This window comes from Buchnera aphidicola str. APS (Acyrthosiphon pisum), assembly GCF_000009605.1.
In the GTDB taxonomy this organism is placed as follows: Bacteria; Pseudomonadota; Gammaproteobacteria; order Enterobacterales; family Enterobacteriaceae; genus Buchnera; species Buchnera aphidicola_I.
In genome coordinates this window covers 287,638-312,063 of the sequence record NC_002528.1, presented here as the reverse complement: position 1 = coordinate 312,063, position 24,426 = coordinate 287,638, and the positions used below count along the sequence as shown (strand labels likewise).

At 25.2% G+C, this 24,426-nt stretch carries 22 protein-coding genes and 1 pseudogene; 9 read left to right on the top strand and 14 right to left on the bottom strand.

What is annotated here, in order from left to right; genetic code table 11:
* Positions 1–33: 33 nt before the first annotated feature.
* From topA to BU_RS01495, 4 genes are all read right to left on the bottom strand, one after another.
* Positions 34–2,619 (bottom strand): type I DNA topoisomerase, encoded by a 2,586-nt coding sequence (gene topA, locus BU_RS01510; RefSeq protein ID WP_010896046.1) that lies wholly within the window; start codon positions 2,617–2,619, stop codon positions 34–36.
* Between the two features lie 86 nt (positions 2,620–2,705).
* Positions 2,706–3,716: a protease SohB gene (sohB, locus tag BU_RS01505; RefSeq protein ID WP_010896045.1), complete on the bottom strand. Its 1,011-nt coding sequence runs from the start codon at positions 3,714–3,716 to the stop codon at positions 2,706–2,708.
* Positions 3,717–3,790: 74 nt separating this feature from the next.
* Positions 3,791–4,543, bottom strand: a complete 753-nt coding sequence (rluB, locus tag BU_RS01500) for a 23S rRNA pseudouridine(2605) synthase RluB (RefSeq protein ID WP_010896044.1) — start codon at positions 4,541–4,543, stop codon at positions 3,791–3,793.
* Between the two features lie 28 nt (positions 4,544–4,571).
* Positions 4,572–5,495: a DMT family transporter gene (locus BU_RS01495; protein WP_010896043.1), complete on the bottom strand. Its 924-nt coding sequence runs from the start codon at positions 5,493–5,495 to the stop codon at positions 4,572–4,574.
* A gap of 234 nt (positions 5,496–5,729) precedes the next feature.
* Here BU_RS01495 and trpD point away from each other — a divergent pair, with 234 nt between their 5' ends.
* The 9 genes and pseudogenes from trpD to BU_RS01450 all read left to right on the top strand — a co-directional run bounded on the left by trpD (position 5,730) and on the right by BU_RS01450 (position 14,579).
* Positions 5,730–6,758 carry an anthranilate phosphoribosyltransferase gene (gene trpD, locus BU_RS01490; RefSeq protein ID WP_009874234.1) on the top strand — a complete coding sequence of 343 codons (1,029 nt, stop codon included), beginning with the start codon at positions 5,730–5,732 and terminating at the stop codon, positions 6,756–6,758.
* On the top strand, positions 6,739–8,100 hold the full coding sequence (gene trpCF, locus BU_RS01485; protein WP_010896042.1) for a bifunctional indole-3-glycerol-phosphate synthase TrpC/phosphoribosylanthranilate isomerase TrpF: 1,362 nt from the start codon (positions 6,739–6,741) through the stop codon (positions 8,098–8,100). The genes trpD and trpCF overlap by 20 nt, the downstream gene beginning before the upstream one ends.
* Before the next feature lie 37 nt (positions 8,101–8,137).
* Positions 8,138–9,348, top strand: a pseudogene (gene trpB / locus BU_RS01480) (tryptophan synthase subunit beta).
* Positions 9,323–10,132: a tryptophan synthase subunit alpha gene (gene trpA / locus BU_RS01475; RefSeq protein WP_009874231.1), complete on the top strand. Its 810-nt coding sequence runs from the start codon at positions 9,323–9,325 to the stop codon at positions 10,130–10,132. The pseudogene trpB and the gene trpA overlap by 26 nt, the downstream one beginning before the upstream one ends.
* Before the next feature lie 104 nt (positions 10,133–10,236).
* Positions 10,237–10,980 (top strand): YciC family protein, encoded by a 744-nt coding sequence (locus BU_RS01470; protein ID WP_010896040.1) that lies wholly within the window; start codon positions 10,237–10,239, stop codon positions 10,978–10,980.
* 27 nt (positions 10,981–11,007) lie between these two features.
* Complete coding sequence (locus BU_RS01465) at positions 11,008–11,541, top strand: septation protein A (RefSeq protein WP_010896039.1); 534 nt, start codon at positions 11,008–11,010, stop codon at positions 11,539–11,541.
* 36 nt (positions 11,542–11,577) lie between these two features.
* Positions 11,578–11,985, top strand: coding sequence for an acyl-CoA thioester hydrolase YciA (yciA, locus tag BU_RS01460; RefSeq protein ID WP_009874228.1), 408 nt, complete (start codon positions 11,578–11,580; stop codon positions 11,983–11,985).
* Between the two features lie 380 nt (positions 11,986–12,365).
* A complete protein-coding gene (gene cls / locus BU_RS01455) occupies positions 12,366–13,826 on the top strand; it encodes a cardiolipin synthase (RefSeq protein ID WP_010896038.1) in 1,461 nt (486 codons plus the stop codon).
* 345 nt (positions 13,827–14,171) lie between these two features.
* Positions 14,172–14,579: an H-NS family nucleoid-associated regulatory protein gene (locus tag BU_RS01450; protein ID WP_009874226.1), complete on the top strand. Its 408-nt coding sequence runs from the start codon at positions 14,172–14,174 to the stop codon at positions 14,577–14,579.
* A 103-nt stretch (positions 14,580–14,682) separates the two neighbouring features.
* Here BU_RS01450 and ribA read toward each other — a convergent pair whose 3' ends face one another.
* The 10 genes from ribA to hflD form a co-directional block, all read right to left on the bottom strand.
* Complete coding sequence (gene ribA, locus BU_RS01445) at positions 14,683–15,267, bottom strand: GTP cyclohydrolase II (protein ID WP_009874225.1); 585 nt, start codon at positions 15,265–15,267, stop codon at positions 14,683–14,685.
* Positions 15,268–15,314: 47 nt separating this feature from the next.
* The gene (pyrF, locus tag BU_RS01440) at positions 15,315–16,025 is read right to left on the bottom strand and encodes an orotidine-5'-phosphate decarboxylase (RefSeq protein ID WP_010896037.1); all 711 of its coding nucleotides are present in this window, start codon (positions 16,023–16,025) and stop codon (positions 15,315–15,317) included.
* A 104-nt stretch (positions 16,026–16,129) separates the two neighbouring features.
* Positions 16,130–17,101 carry a lipoyl synthase gene (lipA, locus tag BU_RS01435; protein WP_010896036.1) on the bottom strand — a complete coding sequence of 324 codons (972 nt, stop codon included), beginning with the start codon at positions 17,099–17,101 and terminating at the stop codon, positions 16,130–16,132.
* Between the two features lie 118 nt (positions 17,102–17,219).
* Positions 17,220–17,855, bottom strand: a complete 636-nt coding sequence (gene lipB, locus BU_RS01430) for a lipoyl(octanoyl) transferase LipB (RefSeq protein WP_009874222.1) — start codon at positions 17,853–17,855, stop codon at positions 17,220–17,222.
* A 37-nt stretch (positions 17,856–17,892) separates the two neighbouring features.
* Positions 17,893–18,540: a YchE family NAAT transporter gene (locus tag BU_RS01425; protein WP_010896035.1), complete on the bottom strand. Its 648-nt coding sequence runs from the start codon at positions 18,538–18,540 to the stop codon at positions 17,893–17,895.
* 108 nt (positions 18,541–18,648) lie between these two features.
* Entirely contained in the window at positions 18,649–20,598 is a 1,950-nt protein-coding gene (rnb, locus tag BU_RS01420) for an exoribonuclease II (protein ID WP_010896034.1), read from the bottom strand.
* 186 nt (positions 20,599–20,784) lie between these two features.
* Positions 20,785–21,567: an enoyl-ACP reductase gene (locus BU_RS01415; protein ID WP_010896033.1), complete on the bottom strand. Its 783-nt coding sequence runs from the start codon at positions 21,565–21,567 to the stop codon at positions 20,785–20,787.
* Positions 21,568–21,680: 113 nt separating this feature from the next.
* Complete coding sequence (locus tag BU_RS01410; protein WP_231834388.1) at positions 21,681–22,271, bottom strand: transglycosylase SLT domain-containing protein; 591 nt, start codon at positions 22,269–22,271, stop codon at positions 21,681–21,683.
* A 98-nt stretch (positions 22,272–22,369) separates the two neighbouring features.
* On the bottom strand, positions 22,370–23,740 hold the full coding sequence (gene purB, locus BU_RS01405; protein ID WP_009874217.1) for an adenylosuccinate lyase: 1,371 nt from the start codon (positions 23,738–23,740) through the stop codon (positions 22,370–22,372).
* A 38-nt stretch (positions 23,741–23,778) separates the two neighbouring features.
* Positions 23,779–24,414 carry a high frequency lysogenization protein HflD gene (gene hflD, locus BU_RS01400; protein WP_009874216.1) on the bottom strand — a complete coding sequence of 212 codons (636 nt, stop codon included), beginning with the start codon at positions 24,412–24,414 and terminating at the stop codon, positions 23,779–23,781.
* Positions 24,415–24,426: the final 12 nt, after the last annotated feature.

The window sequence follows — 24,426 nt, the reverse complement described above, 5'->3', positions numbered from 1 at the left end:
TTTAAAAATATTTTATTTTATTTATTATAAATATCATTTATTTATTACACACCATTTTTGATCAATAAATACAGCTGACCAACCTGTAAATTTTCCGTCTTTTTTAGAAGCAATGTAATGCGTTTTCTTTTTTTTATCAAAACAAACAATAGTTTTATTTCCATAATTATCAATAACAGGTGCACTAGATAAATAATATATTTTTTCTGGTAATAAATGTTGAAAACGGACTAATTCTTCTACAAATGGAGATCTAGTTTCACGTGATTTAGGAAAAGTATTTGCTGCAAAAAAAATACCAGAAATGCCTTCCCGTAAAACAAACCATGCGTCAGATTGTTTGCATAATAATTCTGGAAAAGGAATCGGTTCTAATTTTGGATCAGATATTTCGCCATTAGGTAAAATTTTTCTTGTGTTTTTACATATTTTGTTTATACATGTAAAAAATTTACCAAATGGACCTATTTTTAATTTCATATTATTATAACATTTTTCACATTGAATTGTTTTAGATAAATAAATAGGACTTTTAAAAACTCCTTTTTCAAATTTATAGCCAGAACAACTGGGATTATTCGCACAAATATGCAACTTTAGTTTTTCATTAATAAAATAACTATCCATATACATATTACATATGTCACATTTTTGAATTAATTGTAGAGATATTTTTTTTTGATTATCTTGTTCTTTATTAAAATCATTTAATGTAATAAGATTAATAGTTTTTTTGCAACGTTTTTTATTGTCAGTATTGTTATATCCCAAACAACTAAGAAAAACACCAGTTATTGCAGTTTTTATACCCATTTTTTTGCAACATATTGGACAATTAAGTGAAGTTGGAACAATATTATTTAATTCCATTCCTCCTTCTTCTGGGCTTTTTTTAGCCTGTTCTAGTTGCTCAGAAAACTTTTTAAAAAAATCATCAAGCAAATATCTCCATGTAACTTTATTTTCCGCAACTTGATCAAGTTTTTTTTCCATATGTGCGGTAAAATTATAATCAATTAAATTGCTGAAACTTTTTTTTAATCGAATAGTAAGAATTTCTCCCATTTTTTCTGCGTAAAATTTGTTTTTTTTAATTTTAACATATCCTCGATCTTGTATTTTTGATGTAATAGCAGAATAGGTAGAAGGTCTTCCAATACCCTTTTTTTCTAATTCGCGAACTAAAGACGCTTCGCTAAAACGTGGTGGAGGTTTAGTGAACTTTTGACTAGGTGTAACTTTATTAATAAATAACTGACTTCCTGTTTGAAGTATTGGAAATTGAGAAAAAACATTTTTTTCTTCAATTAAAACTTTATTCCAACCCTGAAACATTACAATTCGTTCACTTTTTTGTAATTTAAACATATCAGCTAAAACTGTTACGGTTATAGATTTGTATTTAACTGATTTCATTTGAGAAGCTAAAAATTGATTCCAAATTAATTCATATAATTTTTTAGCACTAGAGTTCAAATGATCTGAATCTATATTTTTTATTTTGATATCAGAAGGCCGAATAGCCTCATGAGCCTCTTGAGAATGTTTTTCATTGGAATATATATTTGGTTCTTTAGGTAAGTAATTAGAGCCATAATTACTTTTTATATATTTTCGTACTTTTTTAATAGCATATTCACTTAAATAATTGGAATCAGTTCTCATATAAGTTATATAGCCTTCTTCATATAATTTTTGCGCTAAAAACATTGTTTTTTTTACGCTAAATCCTAAACGAAGACTGGCAGATTGCTGCAAAGTAGATGTTATAAATGGAGCAGGTGCTTTTAGATAAGATATTTTTTCTTCGTAATTTTTCACAATGCAAGATGATTTTTGAATTTTTTCAACTGCAAAAGATACTTCATTCTCATTTATCGGACGAAATTTTTTATTATTATAGTGTGTGACATCCATATTAATCTTTTTTTTATCTTGAGAAATAAGAGACACATCTAATTTCCAATATTCTTCAGGAACAAAGTTTTTTATAATACTTTCACGATCTGCTATTATACGAACGGCTACAGATTGAACTCGTCCTGCAGATAAGCCTCTTGCAATTTTTTTCCACAATAAAGGTGAAATCATATAACCTACAATTCTATCCATAAACCGACGTGCTTGTTGCGCATGCACTCGATTCATATTTATATGACCTACATTTTTAAAAGCTTTTTGTATGGAATGTTGTGTGATTTCATTAAATACTACACGACTAAATTTAGAAGAATCTCCCCCAATAACTTCCTTTAAATGCCAAGCTATAGCTTCTCCTTCTCTATCTAAATCTGTAGCAAGATATATATGTTTAACTTGATTTGCGATATATTTCAATTCAGAAATTATTTTTTCTTTGCCAGGTAAAATATGATATTCAAATTTCCAATTTTGATAAGGATCAATTCCCATTTGTTTAATTAAAATTTTATTCTCATTAGTCTTTTCAATGAAATTTTCATTTAAAAATTTTTTGTTTTTTTCTTTGTTATATAGTTTTCCTTTCGTTAAATCTCGGATGTGTCCGATGCTAGATTTAACTATGTATTCAGAACCTAAATATTGATTTATAGTTTTTGCTTTTGCTGGAGATTCGACTATTACCAGAGATTTTTGCATTTTTCTATCCAGTAAATTACATTAATTTAGATTGAAAAAAATATTGATATCGCATAAGAATATTTAAATTGTATTTATTTTGAAAACTATAAATAATTTTTATAAAAAAATATTTTTAGTAACGTTTCACTGAGATTATGTGTTACTGAAGCAGTAAAACGTTCTAATATTTTTTTTCTATAAATATATTGAATTCTTAACAAAGTGTATTCTTCCATTTTAGATATTAAGATATCATCACTTGTCCCAATTTGGTCTACTAATTTTTTTTCTAAAGCAATAGTTCCAAACCAGTGTTCTCCATTAGAAACGTCTTCAATATCTAGAGATGGCCTCATTTCTTTAATAAAACTCTTAAAAAGTTTATGTGTTGTATTTAACTCATCACAGAATTTCTTACGTGTAGATTCAGTATTGTTTCCAAACATTGTTAAAGTACGTTTATAATCTCCAGCTGTATGAAGTTCAAAATCTATATTACATTTTTTTAATAACTTATTGAAATTAGGTATTTGACCGACTACTCCAATCGAACCTATTATCGCAAATGGCGCTGAAACAATATAATCTGCAACACATGCCATCATATATCCTCCACTTGCTGCAATTTTATCTACAGAAACAATTAAACGTATTCCTTTTTGACGTAATCTATTTAACTGAGATGCTGCTAGGCCGTATCCATGAATTACACCTCCCGAGCTTTCTAGTCTCAATAATACTTCATCATGTTTGTTTGCTACTAAAAGAATAGCAGATATTTCTTCTCTCAATCCAACAACTTCGTTTGCATAAACATCGCCTTTAAAATCTAATACAAACAATTTTTTCTTGTTATTTTTAAGTAATAGTTCCTTTTTATTTTTTTCTTTTTGTTTTTTAAACCATATTTTTTTTTCAACATTTTTCATTGTAGATAATAAAATTTTATTTTTTACATTTTTATAATTATCTTGTAATAAAGTAATCTTGATTTTACTTTGAATATTTTTTTTTCTTTTTATTATAGTATAAAACAAAATTAATATGGAAATACTAATTATAATAAAAGTAATAATTTTTGCTAAGAATAATTCATAATTTAAAAGTAAATTCACACAATAAACCTTTTTAAAAAAAATAGAACAAATGTTTTTTAAAATAAAAAAATAATTTTTTATATAAAATGATTTCAAGAATCTTTTAAAGAAACTAGATTAGATAAATTATTTACTGATTCAGAACTTAATTCGCTCCAATCTCCTAATTTTAAATTTTTTGGTAAAAAAATATTGCCATATCGTATTCTAATTAACCTGCTAACTTGACATTGAACTGCTTGCCACATAGATCTAATTTCACGATTTCTTCCTTCACATAAAACACCTTTAAACCATTTATTTTTTTTTGAACATGCATGATCAATAGTCTGTATACTTTTAAATGCAGCATTACCATCTTTAATTTTAACTCCATTTTTTAAAATATTCATTGTATTTTTATTAATTTTTCCAAAAACCCTAATATAGTATTCTCTTTCTATTTTATTGCTTGGATGCATAAGTTCGTTAGCTAGATTTCCATTATTTGTAAATAACAACAATCCTCTCGTATTGATGTCTAATCTTCCAATACTTATCCATCTATGAATATTCAACAATGGTAATTTATCAAATACAATAGGTCGTTTTTTATAATCATTTCTGGTACATATTTCCCCTTCTGGTTTGTTGTAAATTATTATTTTTGTTTTAAAATCTGTTTTTTTTATAGATACTGTTTCTCCCTTAATAGTAATTACTTCAATATTTTTGTTATTTAAACGTTGTCCAATTACTATTTTTTTTCCATTAATAGATATGTCTCCAAACTTAATCATGTTTTCAATATTGCGACGTGAACCGTATCCCAAATGAGATAATATTTTTTGTATCTTTTCGCTCATTTATTAAACCCTTTATAGTGGTGTTATACTAAAATAGCAAACATGATAGTCTCGTTATTTTATTTCTTATCTTTTTTAGATAATTAACGGGGATTAAAGTTAATAATATTCCAATAATTAATGGGAAAATAAACCATATTTCACATAATAAAATAGCATTTTTATAAATATAATTTTCTAAAAATCCAGCAATCACTGGAAAAATTAAAAAAACAGTAGAAGCGTAAAATGCACTAACTTTTTGTTGTAAATAAAAATAAGATAAAATACCAAAAATACCAGAAAAATCTCCAAGATAAAATATCGCTAAAATAGATCTATTAGAAAAAGTATTAATATGAGGACTTTCTATAAACCAAGATGTAGTAGATAACAATATTCCAGATAATAATGATGGTAAAGCATTAAAAGTTATAACAGATACGTTTAAACATTTTTTTTGACATTCAGAGTAAATAAAAGCATGGCTAAATAAAGCAAACAGTAAAGCTAAAATTCCCTTCCACTGAAAAAAACATTGTGATTCTAATTCTATTAGCAAAATAGTTAACAATGTTATTAAAGAAATAAACATGCCTATTTTTTGAGTTAGAAATAATTTTTTTTTCAAGTATAAAAATGATACTGTTAATACAGCTACAGGCATACTGGAAAATATAATAGAAGCTACAGAAGAGCTAACATACATACCTCCATATAACATTAATGCAAATGGAATAGAAAAATAAAAAATTGAAATGATTAATTGAAACCATCTCTGTCCGTATGGAAATAAGAGTGGGGTTTTTGTAAAATACGCTAAAATAATTAATATAGGAGATGCAACTAAAAAACGCATTCCAGTAGCAAAAAAAGGAGGAATTGTTTCTGTTGCAATTTTCATTGCAATCCATGTGGTCCCCCAAGTAAGAGAAACTAAAGAAAATAATATTATCACTAATATTTTATTCATTTAAAAGGCCCCAAAAAATAAAAATATAACACATATAGTGTCTATAAATAATAGTTATATTTTTGTTTTTTAGTATAAATTTTGATTTTAAAAACTTTATAAAATAAAGTTTTTAAAATTTAAATTGAATTATTCACATCAATAGATTATTGTGGAAATTTAACAAAATATAAATTTTTAAATATTTTAAATATAAATAAAAACTTGTTTAAAAAATTTACTAAAAGGTAATAAATGCGAAATATTTTACTTAAAATTTATGATTCAAAATTTTTAAATCAAGAAGAAAGTTATCAATTGTTTACATTAATTTCTTCTGGAAAAATAACAGATATAAAACTAGCATCTATATTAACAGCAATGAAAATACGAGGTGAATCAATCGAAGAAATAACAGGAGCAATAAAAGCATTTTTAGACAAAATGAAATATTTTCCAAAACCTGATTATATTTTTTCTGATATCGTAGGAACAGGAGGAGATGCTAAAAACACTATCAATATTTCAACCATGAGTGCATTTGTAGCAGCAACATGTGGTTTAAAAATTATTAAACATTGCAATCAAAGAATTTCTAGTAAATCAGGCTCTTCTGATATTTTAGAAAAATTCAATATAAATCTAAATGCATCTCCAGAAAAATCTCGTAAAACTTTAGATCAATTAAACATTTGTTTTTTATTTGCACCTAAATATCATGACGGTTTTAAATATTCTAATAATGTTCGTACAGATTTAAAGACTAAAACTATTTTTAATTTTTTAGGTCCTTTTCTAAATCCTGCAACACCTCCTCTTTCTGTCATTGGTGTATATAATAAAAATCTAATAAATATTGCAGTTAATATTTTAAAAAATTTACAATATAAAAGAGCAATTGTTTTACATAGTGATAACACAGATGAAGTTACTTTATATGGAACAACATATGTTTCTGAGTTATTAAATAAAAAAATTATATCATATCAACTTCAGCCGGAAAGTTTTGGCTTAAAAATGCATCCTAAAAAAATTTTAAAAATTAATTCTTTAGAAGAAAATTATCATATTATTAAAGAAATAATGAAAGGAAAAGGCAGTAAATTATACGAAGAATTAATAGCAGTAAATGTAGCTATGTTATTAAAAGTATTCGGATACGAAAATTTAAAAGAAAATACTAAATTAGCATTAAATAAAATTAGAAGCGGAGATGTTTATAAACATATACGAAATGTTGCCAACATGTTAAAAGAAGATAATCATGCAAGACACAACACTTAAAAAAATTATACAAGATAAAAGTGAATGGATTAGATTAAGAAAAGAAAAACAGCCTTTAATTGATTTTAAAGATAAAATAAATAAAAAAACACGGGATTTTTACCATTCTTTAAAAGAAAAAAAACCATGTTTTATATTAGAATATAAAAAGAAATCTCCTTCTTTAGGTATTATTAGAAACAATTTTAATTTAATTGAAATTTCTAATGTTTACAAAAAATATGCATCTTCTGTTTCAGTCCTGACAGATGAAAAATATTTTCATGGAAATTTAAATTTTATAAATATAGTAAGAGAATGTGTTTCTCAACCTGTTTTATGCAAAGATTTTTTTATTGATCCATATCAAGTATATTTATCTAGATATTATAATGCAGATGCTATTTTATTAATGTTATCTGTTTTAAATGATATACAGTATAAAGAACTATCTATAATTGCAAAAAAATTAAATATGGGCATACTAACTGAAGTAAATAATATAGAGGAATTAAAACGTGCTCTAAAATTAAATGCTAATATTATAGGTATTAACAATCGCAATTTGCATGATTTATCAATTGATTTAAATCGTACACGTACTTTATCTTCTTTAATTAAAAAAGATACTATAATAATAAGCGAATCAGGTATAAAAAAATATAGAGAAATAAAAGAACTTAGTAAATTTGTCAATGGTTTTTTAATTGGTTCTCATTTGATGTCTCAAACTAATTTAGAGACAGCCGTTCGTTCTATAATTTTTGGTGATAATAAAGTCTGCGGATTAACTCGTAGTATAGATATAGAAGTTTCTGAAAAATACGGAGCAATTTACGGCGGACTTATTTTTGTAAAAAATTCTCCTCGTTATATTACTAAAAAAACTGCAAAAAATATTTCTATAAATAGAAAATTAAAATTGATCGGAATTTTTCAAAATGAAAATATCAATATTATCGTAGATATTGCTGAAGAACTATCACTTTATGGTGTACAACTGCATGGACAAGAAAATAAACAATATATTGATAAATTAAGGAATATACTACCTAAAAAAATCAATATTTGGAAAGCTTTTTCTATTCAATCAGAATTGCCAGATCGCAATTGGGACAATGTAAATATGTATATATTTGACTCTGATTCTGGAGGAAGTAATACATCTTTTAATTGGTCTATTTTAAACCATCATATTTTAGATAATGTTATTTTAGCTGGAGGAATTAATTTAAAGAATTGTATTACAGCTTCTAAACTAAAATGCTCAGGATTAGATTTAAATTCCGGCGTAGAAATATCTCCTGGTATTAAAGACTACAAGAAAATAAAATCAATTTTTCAAAAATTAAGATATGGTTAAATAATTTTTTAATTAATCAATCAAGGAAAATAATTATATGACTTTACTAAATCCTTATTTTGGTGAGTTTGGCGGTATGTACGTTCCACAAATATTAATGCCAGCTTTATTTGAATTGGAAAAAAATTTTGTTTCCGCGCAAAAAGATGCTGAATTTCAAAAAAAATTTTTTTATTTATTACAAAACTATGCTGGCAGACCTACTCCATTAACTCTATGTAAAAATTTAACCAAAGGAACAAAAACAAAAATTTATCTTAAAAGAGAAGATTTACTACATGGTGGAGCACATAAAACTAATCAAGTATTAGGTCAAGCTATGTTAGCAATTAGAATGAAAAAGAAAGAAATTATTGCTGAAACAGGTGCTGGACAACATGGTGTAGCTTCTGCAATTGCTTGTGCACTATTTAATTTAAAATGTAGAATTTACATGGGAATTAAAGATATTAAAAGACAAAACACAAATGTGTTTCGTATGAAATTAATGGGTGCAGAAGTCATCTCAGTTAAAAACGGTTCTGGAACACTAAAAGACGCATGTAATGAAGCTTTACGCGATTGGTCTAGTAGTTATAAAAAATCTCATTATATGATTGGTACTGCAGCTGGACCACATCCCTATCCCACTATTGTTCGTGAATTTCAAAAGATGATTGGGGAAGAAACAAAAAAACAAATTTTAGAAAAAGAAAACAAACTTCCTGATTCAATTATTGCATGTATTGGCGGTGGATCTAATGCTATTGGTATATTTTCAGATTTTATTAATGATAAAGTTAATTTAATCGGAGTAGAACCGGCTGGTTATGGGATACACACAGGAAAACATGGGGCACCATTAAAACATGGTAGAACCGGTATTTATTTTGGTATGAAATCACATTTGATGCAAAATAAACAGGGTCAGATTCAAGAATCTTGGTCAATTTCAGCAGGATTAGATTTTCCATCTGTTGGTCCTGAACATGCTTGGTTGAATAGTATTAACCGTGCGAAATATGTCTCTATTACTGATGAGGAAGCAATAAGTGCATTTCAGGTTTTATCTCGAAAAGAAGGCATTATTCCTGCTTTAGAATCTTCTCATGCATTAGCATATGCATTAAAATTAATGAAAAAAGATCCTACAATAGAACAAATTTTAATTGCTAATCTTTCTGTCGTGGAGATAAAGATATTTTTACAGTACATGATGTTTTAAAAAAGAAGGAGAGTAATCATGAATCGATATCAGGAAACATTTAAAAGATTATCTTGCTTGAAAGAAGGATGTTTTATCCCTTTTGTAGTTTTAGGTGATCCTTCTTTAGAAACATCAATAAAAATTATTGAAACTTTAATAAAAAGTGGTGCGGATGCTTTAGAAATCGGTATTCCGTTTTCAGATCCATTAGCTGATGGACCAACTGTGCAAAAATCTAATTTACGTGCTTTATCTAAAAATAATACTTTTTTTGAATATTTTAAAATATTAAAACAATTACGTAAAAAAAATAAAAAATTACCTATTGGTATTTTGATATATGCAAATCTTGTATATAATCAAGGTATTGATAATTTTTATTTTCAATGCTTTAATTCTGGTTTAGATTCTGTACTTATAGCAGATGTTCCAATTGAAGAATCAAAAATTTTTTATAATATAGCAAATAAATATAAAATTAATCCTATTTTTATCTGTCCTCCTGATGCAGACGCAGACTTTTTATATAAAATTTCTTTATATGCACAAGGATTTATTTATGTATTATCTCGTCCTGGAGTAACCGGGATTAAAAATAATACTATTGCATTACCTAGAGATTTTATAAATAAAATAAAAAAATATAATTCTGTCCCTCTATTACAAGGTTTTGGTATTTCAAATCCTAAACAAATAAAAGAAGCAATATCATCAGGCTTATCTGGTGTAATATGTGGTTCAGCAATAATAAATATTATTGAAAAATATTTAAATCAAGAAAAAAAAATGATTAAAGAAATAAAAAAATTTACTCATTTATTAAAACTTTCTACTAAATTAGAATAATATTTTTATATAATATGTAATCTTTTATGTTTTAAAAACATTCTCATATCAAATAATATGTATAATCTTTGCATCATATAAAGTTATTTATAAGGAATATACATATGCCGATTACAGTAAATAAATTACGTCATGATACGCATCATTTTTTTTACAAAAAAATAGGAGCTATTTTTTTTATATCTATATTTGCTACTTTTATGAATATATTAATAGATATGTTTATTAAACCAGATATGCATATTGTGTCTATAATGGAAAATAATAAATTTATCAACACTAGCTCATTATTAGAATTCATTCAAAATATGAATTTAAATGAAAAACATGAATTATTAAAATATTCTATTTTAAAAATTATGGAATCATTAATTAGTAAAACCACATTATTAGGAAGTATTATCATTTTAATTTCTGTTGTATCTGAACCTAAAAAAAAATCAATTGTATCATCAATAAGAACTTTTTTTTTATTTTTTCCAAGTTTATTTATATTAAATTTTTTAACTACTTTTATTATTCAGATAGGTTTTATGTTGTTAATTATCCCAGGAATATTATTATCTATAATACTATCTTTATCTCCTATTATTTTATTTTTTAAAAAGAATAGATTACTAGATTCTATTCGTCTTAGTATGTATATTTCTTGGAAATATATAAAAATAATAGGACCAGGTGTATTATTTTGGATGTGTGGTAAGTTTATTTTAACTATGTTGCTAGCTCATTTTTCTTTGATTAACAAAAACGTTCTATTTTTAATATCAAATATTAGTATGAATATACTATTTTCGATTTTAATTATATACTTATTTCGATTTTATATGATTTTCTTGCGTTCTTAAAAATTGAAAATTATTCAGGTTTATATTATGAAACAAATATTAAATATATTACCAATGTTCATATTTTTCATATTTTATAAATTTTATGATATTTTTATAGCTTCTGGTTCGCTAATTGTTATATCGGGATTAATATGTATAATCCATTGGATTTTTTATAATGAAATAGATAAAATTAGTTTATTTAGTTTTCTTTCAGTCTTTTTTTTTGGTTCTCTAACAATCTTTTTTCATAACAGTCAATTTATTAAATGGAAAATAACAATTATTTATATAATTTTTTCTTTAGTATTATTAATTAGTCAATTTTTTACAAGAAAACCAATGATACAAAGATTTTTAGAAAAAGATATAAAAATATCTAATATTTATTGGCGCAAAATTAATTTTATCTGGTCTTTATTTTTTTTATTTTGCGCTATTTTAAACATTTATATAGCATATTATTTTTCAGAAACTATATGGGTAAATTTTAAAGTTTTTGGTTTTACATCTTTAACATTTTTTTTAATTTTAATAACAAGTATCTATATCAATTGTAAAATATCAAAAAATAAATAATTTTTATAACCTAATAATAGAGTGAACATTTTAATAATGTCAGAAAAAAATAAATTACCAAAGGGAATAATAGTGTTAAAAACACTTTCAATGCCTGAAAATATTAATGCTAATGGTGATATTTTTGGTGGTTGGATTATGTCTCAAATGGATCTAGGCGGCGCAATATTGGCTAAAGAAATTTCTGGTGGCAAGGTAGCTACTGTACGTGTTGATAGTATTAATTTTCTAAAATCTGTGTCAGTTGGTGATATTGTTAATTGTTATGCAAATTGCATTAAAATTGGAAAAAGTTCTATTAAAATTAATGTAGAAATATGGATTAAAAAAATTTATTCTAAACCATTAGGTCAATACTACTGTGCTGCAGAAGCAATATTTATTTATGTAGCTATTAATAAGACGGGACAACCCCGTGAGTTATTACCTATGAGTATTATTTAAATAATATGATTTATTGTAAAATAGAAGTCATTATTTTTAATTCTTTTACATTCACTTAAAAAATTTTAAAAAATATATACTTATAAAAAATTATTGTTTTCTTATAAAAAATATTTTCAAAATATTACGTTCAACACTGGATAAAACTAATTATATTTTTATTTATTGCTAAATCGCTGTTTTTTAAAAAGTGTTGAACAAAAAAATAATTTTTTTATTAATTTTTAGAATCAGATTCATTTTTTATATTCATGAATAAGTTTTAATATATATACATTATTCTACTACTTTAAATATTATATATACTTTTCTAAAAAAATAAAAAATATTTAATTAAATAGAAGATCTTTTGACAAAATCATAAATAGGACCTTCAATGGATGGATATTTTCTATAATTTAATCAAATGTTTAATTTTTTCAACATATTGGTTACTAATTGCTAATATTACCTTTCGAGTCTTAATTAAACGCCGCAATATACCTTATTCCATGTCTTGGTTACTAACAATTTATATTATTCCTTTTATTGGTATTTCTATTTGGTTTTTTTTTGGTGAGCTTTATTTAGGGAAAAGACAAAAAAAAATTGCAAATAGAATATGGTCCATTTCTAATAAATGGCTTCATGAATTAAAGTCTTGTACATATATTTTTCAAATAAAAAATAGTGAAGTAGCTACTTCTATATTTCAGTTATGTAAAAATAGACAAGGTCTACACGGAATTAAAAGCAAGAAAATTAAATTATTAACTAATACCAAGAAAATTATGCAAATATTAATACGTGATATTTATTTAGCACGTAAAAATATTGAAATGGTTTTTTATATTTGGAAACCAGGTGGGATGGCAGATGATGTGGCAATAGCTCTGATTGATTCTGCAAAACGTGGAATACATTGTAGATTAATGCTTGATTCAGCAGGAAGTATTGAATTTTTTCAGAGCCCCTGGGTTGAAATTATGAGAAAATCTGGAATTCAAGTAGTAGAAGCTTTAAAAGTGAATTTATTACGAGTTTTTTTAAGACGTGTTGATGTTAGACAACACAGAAAAATTATATTAATTGATAATTATATTGCATATTCTGGTAGCATGAATCTTGTAGATCCTTATTTATTTAAAAAATCTTCTGAAATTGGACAATGGATTGATCTAATGACAAGAATAGAAGGGCCTATTGCTACAACAATGGGTATAATTTACTCTTGTGATTGGGAAATTGAAACAGGTTTAAAAATCTTGCCTCAATTACCAAATAAAAAAATGTTAGAAAATCAATCTAATAAAAACGCTAGTATTCAAGTAATTGCATCCGGACCGGGTTTTCTTAAAAATATGATTCATCAAGCGTTATTGACAGCTATTTATTCAGCTAAACGTGAATTAATCATAACTACCCCTTATTTAGTTCCTAGTGAAGATTTATTAGAAGCTATTTGTACTGCAGCTCAAAGAGGAGTAGAAGTTAGCATCATTATACCTTTATATAATGATTCTATTTTAGTAAAATGGGCCAGTAGAGTTTTTTTTAGTGAGTTATTAGAAGCAGGTGTAAAAATTTTTCAATTTCAAAAAGGATTATTACATAGTAAAAGTATATTAGTAGATCAACAACTAAGTTTAATTGGGACTGTTAATCTAGATATGAGAAGTCTTTGGTTAAATTTCGAAATAACTTTGGTTATTGATGATAGTGATTTTGGACGTAATTTGTTTTGTATACAAAATAAATATATTTCTGATTCCCAGTTAATAGATAAAAAAGCTTGGTCTATGCGCGCATATTGGAAAAGAATTCTTGAAAAAATATTTTACTTTTTAAGTCCATTATTGTAATAATAACAATTTTTAAAAAATTTTAATCAATAATAAATTTTATTTTATCAATAGAATATTTCACTATAATAAATATATATATTTATATTTTATGAAATCATTATATTGTACGTACAACAAAACCATGTTATATATTTATATAAAAACGTAGTATTTTGTTTAATTTTTATATATTTTAAGTGCCAAAGTGTAAAAATTTTTTATATAATATTTTATAAGAAAAATTTTTATAGTTTTAATAAATCAGTTCTTTTAAATATATTAAAATTATTAATTTCTCATTTTTGATATTAATTTTTAAGTAAAAAAATTTTTACCTTGAACGGATATAATGAGAACATGATGATGAATGAAATACTAAAAATTCTAAATAATATTCGTACACTTCGTGTACATTCACGAGAATGTTCTTTAGAAATTCTAGAGGAAATATTAGAAAAATTTAAAGTTGTTATTAATGAAAGAAAAAAAGAAGAAAAGAAAATAAAAGAAGAAATAGCACAGAGGGCAATAAAATTAAAAAAATATAGAGAAATGTTGATTGCTGATGGTATTAACCCTAACGAATTACTAACAAAAACTAATTCTATTAAATCATCAGAAAAACGCAAAAGACCTAAAAGACCAGCAAAATATAAATATATTAATAAAAACGGAGATTTTAAAACATGGACTGGTCAAGGTCGCACTCCATCAGTTATTAAAAATGCTATTTTAGAGCGTAAAAAAATATTAGAAGATTTTTTGTTATAATTTTAATCCGGGGGTTCATCAAAAAAACCCCTACTCCTTAAACAGTAAAATTTATTTTTACAAATTCAAAATTAAATTTATATTATTAAATAATTAATCGTACTTATTCAGACAACAAGTGACCCATTTTTTCAGCTTTAGTTTTTAAATAATAAGCATTTTTAGGATTTTTTTTTACAATAAGAGGAACACGTTCTACAATATTTATTCCGGCATCACTCAGCATCTGCACTTTAAATGGATTATTTGTTAATAAACGAATTTTTTTAATATTTAATATATTAAATATATCAGCGCATAATGAAAAATCTCTCTCATCTGCAGAAAAACCAAGTTTTTGATTTGCTTGAACCGTGTCTAAGCCTCTATCTTGTAAAGCGTATGCTTTTATTTTGTTAAGAAGACCAATATTCCTCCCTTCCTGACGATGATAAATTAATACACCACTGCCTTCCTGAGAAATTCTTTTCATAGACATTTCTAGTTGACTACCGCAATCACAACGTAAACTAAAAAAAGCATCTCCTGTTAGACATTCTGAATGTACTCTAGAAAGAGTAGGAGTGTTTGTTTTTATATCACCATATACAAGAGCAACATGATTTTTCCCATTTTTCTTTTCTTCAAAACCAAAGATAAGAAAATTTCCCCAAGGAGTAGGTAACATGGCTTTTTCTATTAATTGCATAAATTCTCCTAATTTACAATTAAATAAATATTTTTTAAAATTGTTATTTATTGCATCGATTTTATTATTAAATCTAATTTTTTAATTGGATTTTTTGACATAGTAATAGAACGTCCTATTACTATGTAATCTATTTTATATTCTTTTGCTTCTTTAGGAGTAATAATGTTATTTTGATCATATAGTAAATCTTTAGCAATTCTAATACCTGGCGTAATAATTTTATATTTATTTCCAAATAAAAACTTGATTTTCTTTGCTTCTTTACCTGGACATACAATACCATCTAATCCACAATCATTAGATAATTTTGATAATTTTAAAATATATTCAGTTAATGAAATATTAATTCCAATTTCTTTTAATGCTTCTTCTTTAAAACTAGTTAATGCTGTAACGGCTATCAATAAAGGAGCTTTTTTAAAAGATTTTAATGCTTTTTTTGCCGAGATTAGCATTTCTTTACCACCAGAAGCATGAACACTTAACATCCATATCCCTAAATCAGCTGCCGCCTTTGTAGCGTTAAATACAGTATTCGGAATATCATGAAATTTTAAATCAAGAAATATATTAAATCCTAGTTGGTGTAATTCTTTGACAAATTTGCAACCTAGAATTGTAAACATTTCTTTTCCAATTTTTAAATAAAAAATTGATGGATTAAGAAGATTTACTAATTTCATAGCGGACTTTTTATTACAGAAATCTAACGCAATGATTATTTTCGGCATGTGAAAAATATTAGGATTCAACACTATAGACCTCTAGTATAAAAAATATATATAATTAAAAAAATATTATTTTCTATATATTTTTCGATGTAAAATATTCTAATTACATTACATATAAAAGTTAACTGTTAAATATTATTAATATCATTATTTTTAATAGGTAAATGCGATTGAAAACTAGCATGATATGATGAACGAATAAAAGGACCACAAAAAGCATTAGTAAACCCAATCGATAAAGCTTCTTTTTTTATATTTTCAAATTCTGAAAGAGGTATATACCGTTTTACTGGTAAATGATGAATACTAGGTTGAAGATATTGACCTACCGTTAATAACGTTACACCACTTGAATAAAGATCTTTCATTACTTGAATAATTTCTACATCTTTTTCACCCAGACCCAACATTAAACCTGATTTAGTTAATACACTGCAATATTTTTTTTTAAACGACTCTAATAATAATAATGATCTTTGATAATTTGCTCCTGGACGAATTTTTTTAAACAGTCTAGGAACATTTTCTATATTATGATTAAAAATATCAGGCAATGCCTTATTAAAAATATTTAAAATTAATTCTATTCTTCCTCGAAAGTCTGGAACTAATATTTCAATTTTTACTTGATTTTTATTTTTAATAGCCTTGATACAATTAACGAAATGTTCAGCTCCCCCATCATATAAGTCATCACGTACTACTGAGGTAATTACTACATAATTAATCCCCATATCAAAAATAGTATCAGATAATTTTTGAGGTTCTTCTACATTTACAGGATTAGGTCTTCCGTGAAAAACAGCGCAAAAAGGACAGTTTCGTGTGCATATAGATCCTAGAATCATGAATGTTGCAGTACCATTATTAAAACATTCAGATAAATTTGGACAATGAGCTTCTTCACAAACAGAATATAGATTATTTTTACGTAAAGCATTTTTTATTTGATATATACGAGACGTATTAACGGGTATTTTAATTTTTATCCAATCAGGTTTTTTTAATTTTTCTTTAATGTTATCAAGATTTTTAATATTGATAATATTTAATTTTTTTAATATTTTATTTTTTAATAAAACATCTTTATTTTTTTTCATACAATTTATTATCTCAATTACAAAGATGAAAATATATGTTGAAAATTAACTTTAAAATAATTCTTATACGGAGAAATTTAAGATAAAAAAACAAAATTTATTTAGTGAATTTTTTATTTTAATTACTGTTGATTATAAAAATTTCTAAAAATTTAGATAACTCTTTAATTAAAATAAACCTTACATCTTTTAATTTAACATTTGAATTAAAATCTTTTATTTGTGTCATCTTCATATTTTTATCTCCGCAAGGATGAATGTAGTTAAATGGTGTTAAATTCATATTAACATTTAATGCTAAACCATGAAGAGTAAACCCTTTTTTTATGCGCAATCCTAAAGAACATATTTTTTTTTCATTAATATATACACCTGGCATTTTTTTTTTAGTGTATGCTTGAATAGAAAAATTGTTTAAAGTTTCAATTACTGTTTGTTCCATTATATTTATTAATTGACGAATATTCATTTTTCTACGTTTTAGATCAATTAAAAAATATAATATCTGTTGTCCGGGTCCGTGATATGTAATTTGACCGCCTCTGTTAGTTTGTACTACTGGAATATCATTAGAAACAATTAAATTTTTTTGTTCATTCGATTGCCCTTGAGTAAAAATAGGATAATGTTCTACAAACCAAATTTCATCGTAAGTACAAGGATTGCGTGATATAATAAAATTATTCATTTTATTAAATGTTGTTAACCAATGTTCTATTCCTAAATTACGCAAAAAAATAATTTTTTTTTTCAAGAATCATCCGGTAAAAATTTAAATATAAAAAAATAGATCAATGTAATAATCCTGGGAAAATAGCACCTATACCAGTACTAATAAACTCTATTCCAAGAGACATTAATAATAAACCCATAATACGAGTAATGATATTAATTCCTGTGTTTCCTAGAATTTGCACAACATATGGAGCAGCTTCAAAACATAACCAACAAACAAAAGAAAATAAGAAAATTACTAAACTACATAAAAATAAATTAGCCCAACTTGAATAATAAGTACTCCAAACAATAGTAGAACTAATTGCCCCTGGACCAGCAATTAAAGGCATTGCCAAGGGAACAACACTAATATTATCTATTTTATTTTCTTCTTTTGTTTCTTTTTTAGTTTTTATTGTTTTAATGAATTGACCGCTAATCATAGAAAAAGCTATGCTAATAATTAGAATTCCACCAGCAATACGAAAAGAATTAATAGATATACCAAAAATATTTAAAATATTACTACCAAAAAATAATGATATTAATAAAATTAATGATACTGAAAAATTAGCTACTATATTAGTCTTCTTTCTTTCTAAAAAAGATTGATTATTTGTCATAGTTGTAAAGATAGGAATCATTCCAATTGGATTAACTAAAGCACATAAACCTATAAAAAATTTTATATATATAGATAAATCAAAAATTGAAATATTCATATTATACTCCTAATTTATATTTAATTTTCATAACTTATTGAAAAAATTTTTATTATGTTTCAGGTAGTCTTCTGATTTTTATACTGAATAAAATAGCATATTTATTTCTTATTTAAATTTTTCAAATACAGGTTTGGCAATAATACTACGAGTTTTCAAACGAATATCTGATAAAGTGACTTGAATCAAATCAGATATTTTATAATGCATAATACCATTAATAAAAACTTTTCCTGATTCTTGATTAAAATTTAATTCTTCTCTAATAGGATGTATTAGAGTTCCAGGAATAAAAACATTAGCACCATTTTCTATTAATCTGGCTCTTATTCCACTCCTAGAAATATCAGTTATTTCCGCGTTAAATTTTTGGTTTTGATATTTTTTTTTCTGTAAAAATATAGTATAAAGCCAATCTAAAACATCTCTTTCAGCCATTCTATTACGTCGTCTTTGTTCACTTATTTTTATTTTAATATCTTCACCAGGTTTAATTGACTTTTCTTTTTTTATAATAGATTTTAATAAACGATGATTAATCATATCACTATATTTACGAATAGGAGAAGTCCAGGTTGCATATTCTGAAAAACCAAGTGCAAAATGTGGTCCTGGTATAGTACTGAAATCTCCAAAAGATTGAAAACGACGGATACGACTATCGATGTAATTATTAGATATAATATTCAATACACGTCTTAGATTACAAAAACCTTTCAATGTAGTTATTTCTTTCACAGTAAAGTTTAAATTGTAACTTCTCAAAAAGGATACTGCATTTTCAGCATTAACAAGATCAAAACCAGAATGAACATTATATATACCAAAACCAATATTTTTAGATAAAAAATTAGCAGCAGATATATTTGCTACTATCATAGATTCTTCAATAATTTTATGAGCAATACGCCTTTTTTCAATTAACACATCTATGATTTTTCCATGTTCTGATACATGGAAGCGATATTCTATGCTATCCTTAAATAACACTGCATTTTTTTTGCGCCATTTTATACGTAATAAACATAGACGATGTAAAATTAATATTTGATTTGCAATAGATTTTGTTGGTGGTATCCATGACCCTATTTTTTCAATCCAATCTGAAACATGATCGTAAGATAATTTTGATTTTGATTTAATCCAGGCTAAAAAAAACTCAATTTTATTAGAGATATTTCCATTTTTTAAAACCGTAATATGACATGCCAATACAGGGCGACGTTTGTTAGGATTTAATGAACATATATCTTCTGATAAATTACGGGGTAACATAGGAATGTTAAAACCTGGTAAATAATTTGTAAATATTCTTTTAGATGCTATAACATCTAATTTACTACCATGTTTAATATAAGCGGTTGGATCTGCAATAGCGACAATTAAAGAAATATCTCCATTATTTTTTTCACTTACAAAAAGAGCATCATCAATATCTTTTGTATTTGTATTATCGATAGTAATAAAATCTAAATCTGTTAAATCTTTTCTATTATCGCTTTCTTTTAATATAAGATCATCGTCTTCTGCTAAAGGTTCTTTCCTGTCAAGATCGTGACGTGCTAGAGTTACCCACCATGGTATTAATGGATCATCTTCTTGAGTAATTTTTTCAGTTAACTCAGCATAAAAAAGATGATCTCCTTTGAGTTTATGTTTTTTTAATTGAGCTACAGCCCAATCTCCGTTTTGAAAAATATTGATACAATTTTTGTTAGGTTGACATGTTATAAGATCTTTTAAAAACGGATAATCTGGAACAATAAATAAGCGATTGTCTTTTTTCTCTATTTTTCCAACAAATCTATTTAGAAAAGGTTCAATTAATTTTTCAGGTTCAACTATTTCTCGATCTTTTTCTGTTGTTAATAATGCAATTATTTTATCTCCATGCATAACATTTTTCATATTTTTTGGAGGTATAAAATAACTTTTTTGCGGATCAACTTCTAAAAATCCAAATCCTCTTTCAGTGCTTTTTACTATGCCTTCAACACGTGGTGATTTAGCATGTAGGTTTTTTTTTAACTGTGTAAGTAATGGATTATTTTGAAACATAATAATACGACCCAATTGTCATTGTAAAAAATTAAGAATCTCATAAATGTAAAAAATTAATTTAAATGTATAATTCATTTATGAAATAACATAGATAATTACTTTTTAGTTTTTAAAATTAGCATGTATATTGTATGTAAATTATTTTTATGTATAAATAATCCTTCTAAATTTTGAATAATAATATTATTGAATATTATTCATGCTGCTGACATTAAAACCATTGTCAACATAAATAACTGAACCAGTAATACCTAAAGACAAATCAGACAATAAAAAGGATGCTACATTTCCTATATTTTCACTGGTAACAGAATTTTTTAAAAAAGAAGATGCATAAGAACAATTTCGTATTTTATTAAAATTTGTAATTTTATAAGAGGAAATAGTCTTAATGGGACTAGACGAAATAGCGTTGACACGAATATTTTCTTTTCCTAATGAACTAGCCATATAACGGACACTTGCTTCTAATGAAGCTTTAGCTAAACCCATAACATTATAATTAGGTACGACACGTTGTGAACCTAAATAAGATAAAGTCAATAAAGAAGAAAAATTGTTTAACATTGTTCTGCAGGCTTTAACCAATCCTATAAAACTATAAGAACTAATTTCATGAGAAATATTAAAACCTTCTCTGGTAATATTATCAATAAAATCTCCATTAAAATATTGCTTTGGACAATAAGCAATTGCATGAACTAATCCGTCAAATTTCTTCCATACCTGACCTAAATCTATAAATAATTTTTTAATATTTTTATCATTAGAAACGTCACAACATAGTACGATACAAGATTTCATTGGTTCTACTAGTTTTTTTATTTTTTTTCTGATTTTTTCATTTTGGCATACAAATCCTAATTCAGCTTTCTGATTATATAAAGATTTTGCTATACCAAAAGCAATTGATCGTACACTTGAAATGCCAATTATTAAAAATTTTTTACCTTTTAAAAATCCCATTTTTATATCTCAAGATATAGATATTATTAAGAATAATCTTTAATTTTTTAAAAAATTATTAATTGTTTAAAAATAATATTTTTATATTAGATTATAAACCGTAATTATTTTCATTAAATAACGAAATGCTTGCACTGCCGGGTGTTTTTTTTTATGTGTGTACAAAAAGATTTTTTTGTCATAGTATTTATTATGTTTATTGCTTCTTTTCTACTTTTAGAAAATGTTTTAAGAAGTGCACTAGTTCCATTGACATATGCGACAATTATAGCATATCTCATGACATCTTTGTTTTTTATACTGATGAATTTTTTTTGTAAAAAACTGATATAAGAAGTTCCTATATCTATATTCGTTTTTGGATCATATAATTCTTGAATAGAAGGTCTGCCTTTTTTTCCATTTAAACGATATACTTCTGCTCCGGCTGAGGAAGGTTTGATTTGCATTAATCCGATAGCATTAGATTGACTTTTAGCATAAGGATTACCAGAAGATTCTACGTAAACAATGGACTTAATTAATTTCTCATCAACTTTATATTTATTAGCTGTAGTTGCAATGATATCATTCCAATTCTTTAAAGTATTTTTTATACTTTTTTGATTTAAAAAATAATTTTTTTTTAAAGTTGGTTTTGTATTTAAAAACTGATTAAATCCAGTTAATAACAGAATGGAAATAGCTAATATTCCTAATGTCACAGCATATTCTCCTTGATATTTTAAATTTTTTAAAAATTTCTTGTAATTTTTATTATAAATAGAAGATTGAAACAAAAGTTTTAAAATTATTGTTTTTTTTATTCTATTTCATTGATAATTTGACTCGCTGCTCCAATATAGTTGAAAGGAGTCATATTTTTTAAACGTTTTTTTTCTTCTTCAGGAATATTTAAACTAGAAATAAATGTATGTATGACATTTCTATTTATTTCTTTTCCTCGAGTCAATTTTTTTAATTTTTCATATGCGTTTTTAATTCCATAACGACGCATAATAGTCTGAATAGGTTCCGATAAAATAGACCAATTTTTATCCAAATTTTTTAATAATTCAGATTCATTAATTTCTAATTTATTAATTCCTGATAATACAGAATTATATGCAATTATTGCATAAGAAATAGCCACACCTATATTTCTTAATACCGTAGAATCACTTAAATCACGCTGCCATCTAGAAATAGGTAATTTTGTAATCATATGATTCATAAGAGCATTAGAAAGTCCTAAATTACCTTCAGAATTTTCAAAATCAATAGGATTGACTTTGTGGGGCATTATTGAAGAACCTATTTCATAATCTATTGTTCTTTGTTTAAAATAATTAAGTGAAATATAACCCCACATGTCGCGATTAAAATTAATTAATATTGTATTAAATAGAGACATGCAACTAAAAAATTCTGCAATATAATCATGAGGTTCGATCTGAGTAGTATATGGGTTCCAATTAATACCAAATGACGTGATGAAATCTTTACTTATCTTATGCCAGTTAATATCAGGATATGCTGCTAAATGTGCATTATAATTACCAGTACTTCCATTAATTTTTCCTAATATTTCTATTTTTTTGAGTATGATATACTGCCGTTTCATTCGGTAATAAAAATTAGCAATCTCTTTTCCCATAGTTGATGGAGTAGCGGGTTGTCCATGAGTTAAAGATAATAAAGGATAGTGTTGATATTTAAAAACCATTTTTTTTAAAGTACTTATAATTTTATACCATAATGGTAAAATTATTTTATCACGAGCATCTTTAATCATTAATGAGTATGCTATATTGTTAATGTCTTCCGAAGTACATCCAAAATGTACGAACTCTGAAATAGTTAAAAGATTTTTAGATTGAGCGATCTTGTTTTTTAAAAAATACTCTAAAGCCTTAATGTCATGATTGGTTTCTTTTTCTATATTCTTAATAAGAATTGCATCTTTTTCATTAAATTCTTCAACAATACTATCAAGAAATAATATTTCTTTATATTCAATATTATTAATATCTAATATTTGAGACATACTAATGATTTTTTTTAGCCACTGAACTTCAATGTTCAAACGATATTTTAAAAAACCAAATTCACTAAAAATATTTCTTAATAATATTGTTAAATTGCTGTATCGACCATCAACAGGAGAGATGGCTGTTAAAGAGGTTAATTCCATGCCTTATATCCTAATTTTTTAACAATTTTTTATAAGAATTAAGTTGCATCTTTTAAATGATACAATATTTTTTTTGCTTTTTTAATAATAAAATATCTAAAATATATCAATTGCAGTTGGTTTCCTCCATATTGCTTCCACAAAACTATTGCACGAATACCTGAAAATAACAAACATCGAATTTTTTCTTGTATTTGATGATCTTGTAAAAAATCTTTTATTCCTTTTATTACAATACGCGAACCTAAAGAACTAATAATTTCAAGATATAGTTCTCCTAGTTTGCGAGTTAAATTTTTTATGTTGTAATTTAAATAGTATTCACTAGATATAACTGATATTTTATTTTTTAAAGAATAAATTGCCGTACGACTTTTTTTTAACTTTTTTTCAATAATCATCATATTAGAAATGTATTTAATTAGTTCAATATATGAATAAGAAAAACTAGAAAAAGTTAAAGTAGATAACAATATTTCCAATCCTATGATGAGGTTTTTTTCATGATTACCATATATTGCAATGAAAGAAGTTGGATTAATTTCTAAAATACTTTTTAAACATATACTGAATGCATTACTGTCGCATTTTCCTGAATAAGCTAATTGCTGTACTAAATGAGCTGACTGACATATACCTGCAAGTGATAACGTAATTAAGTGTATTTTTTTCATCACAATTATCTC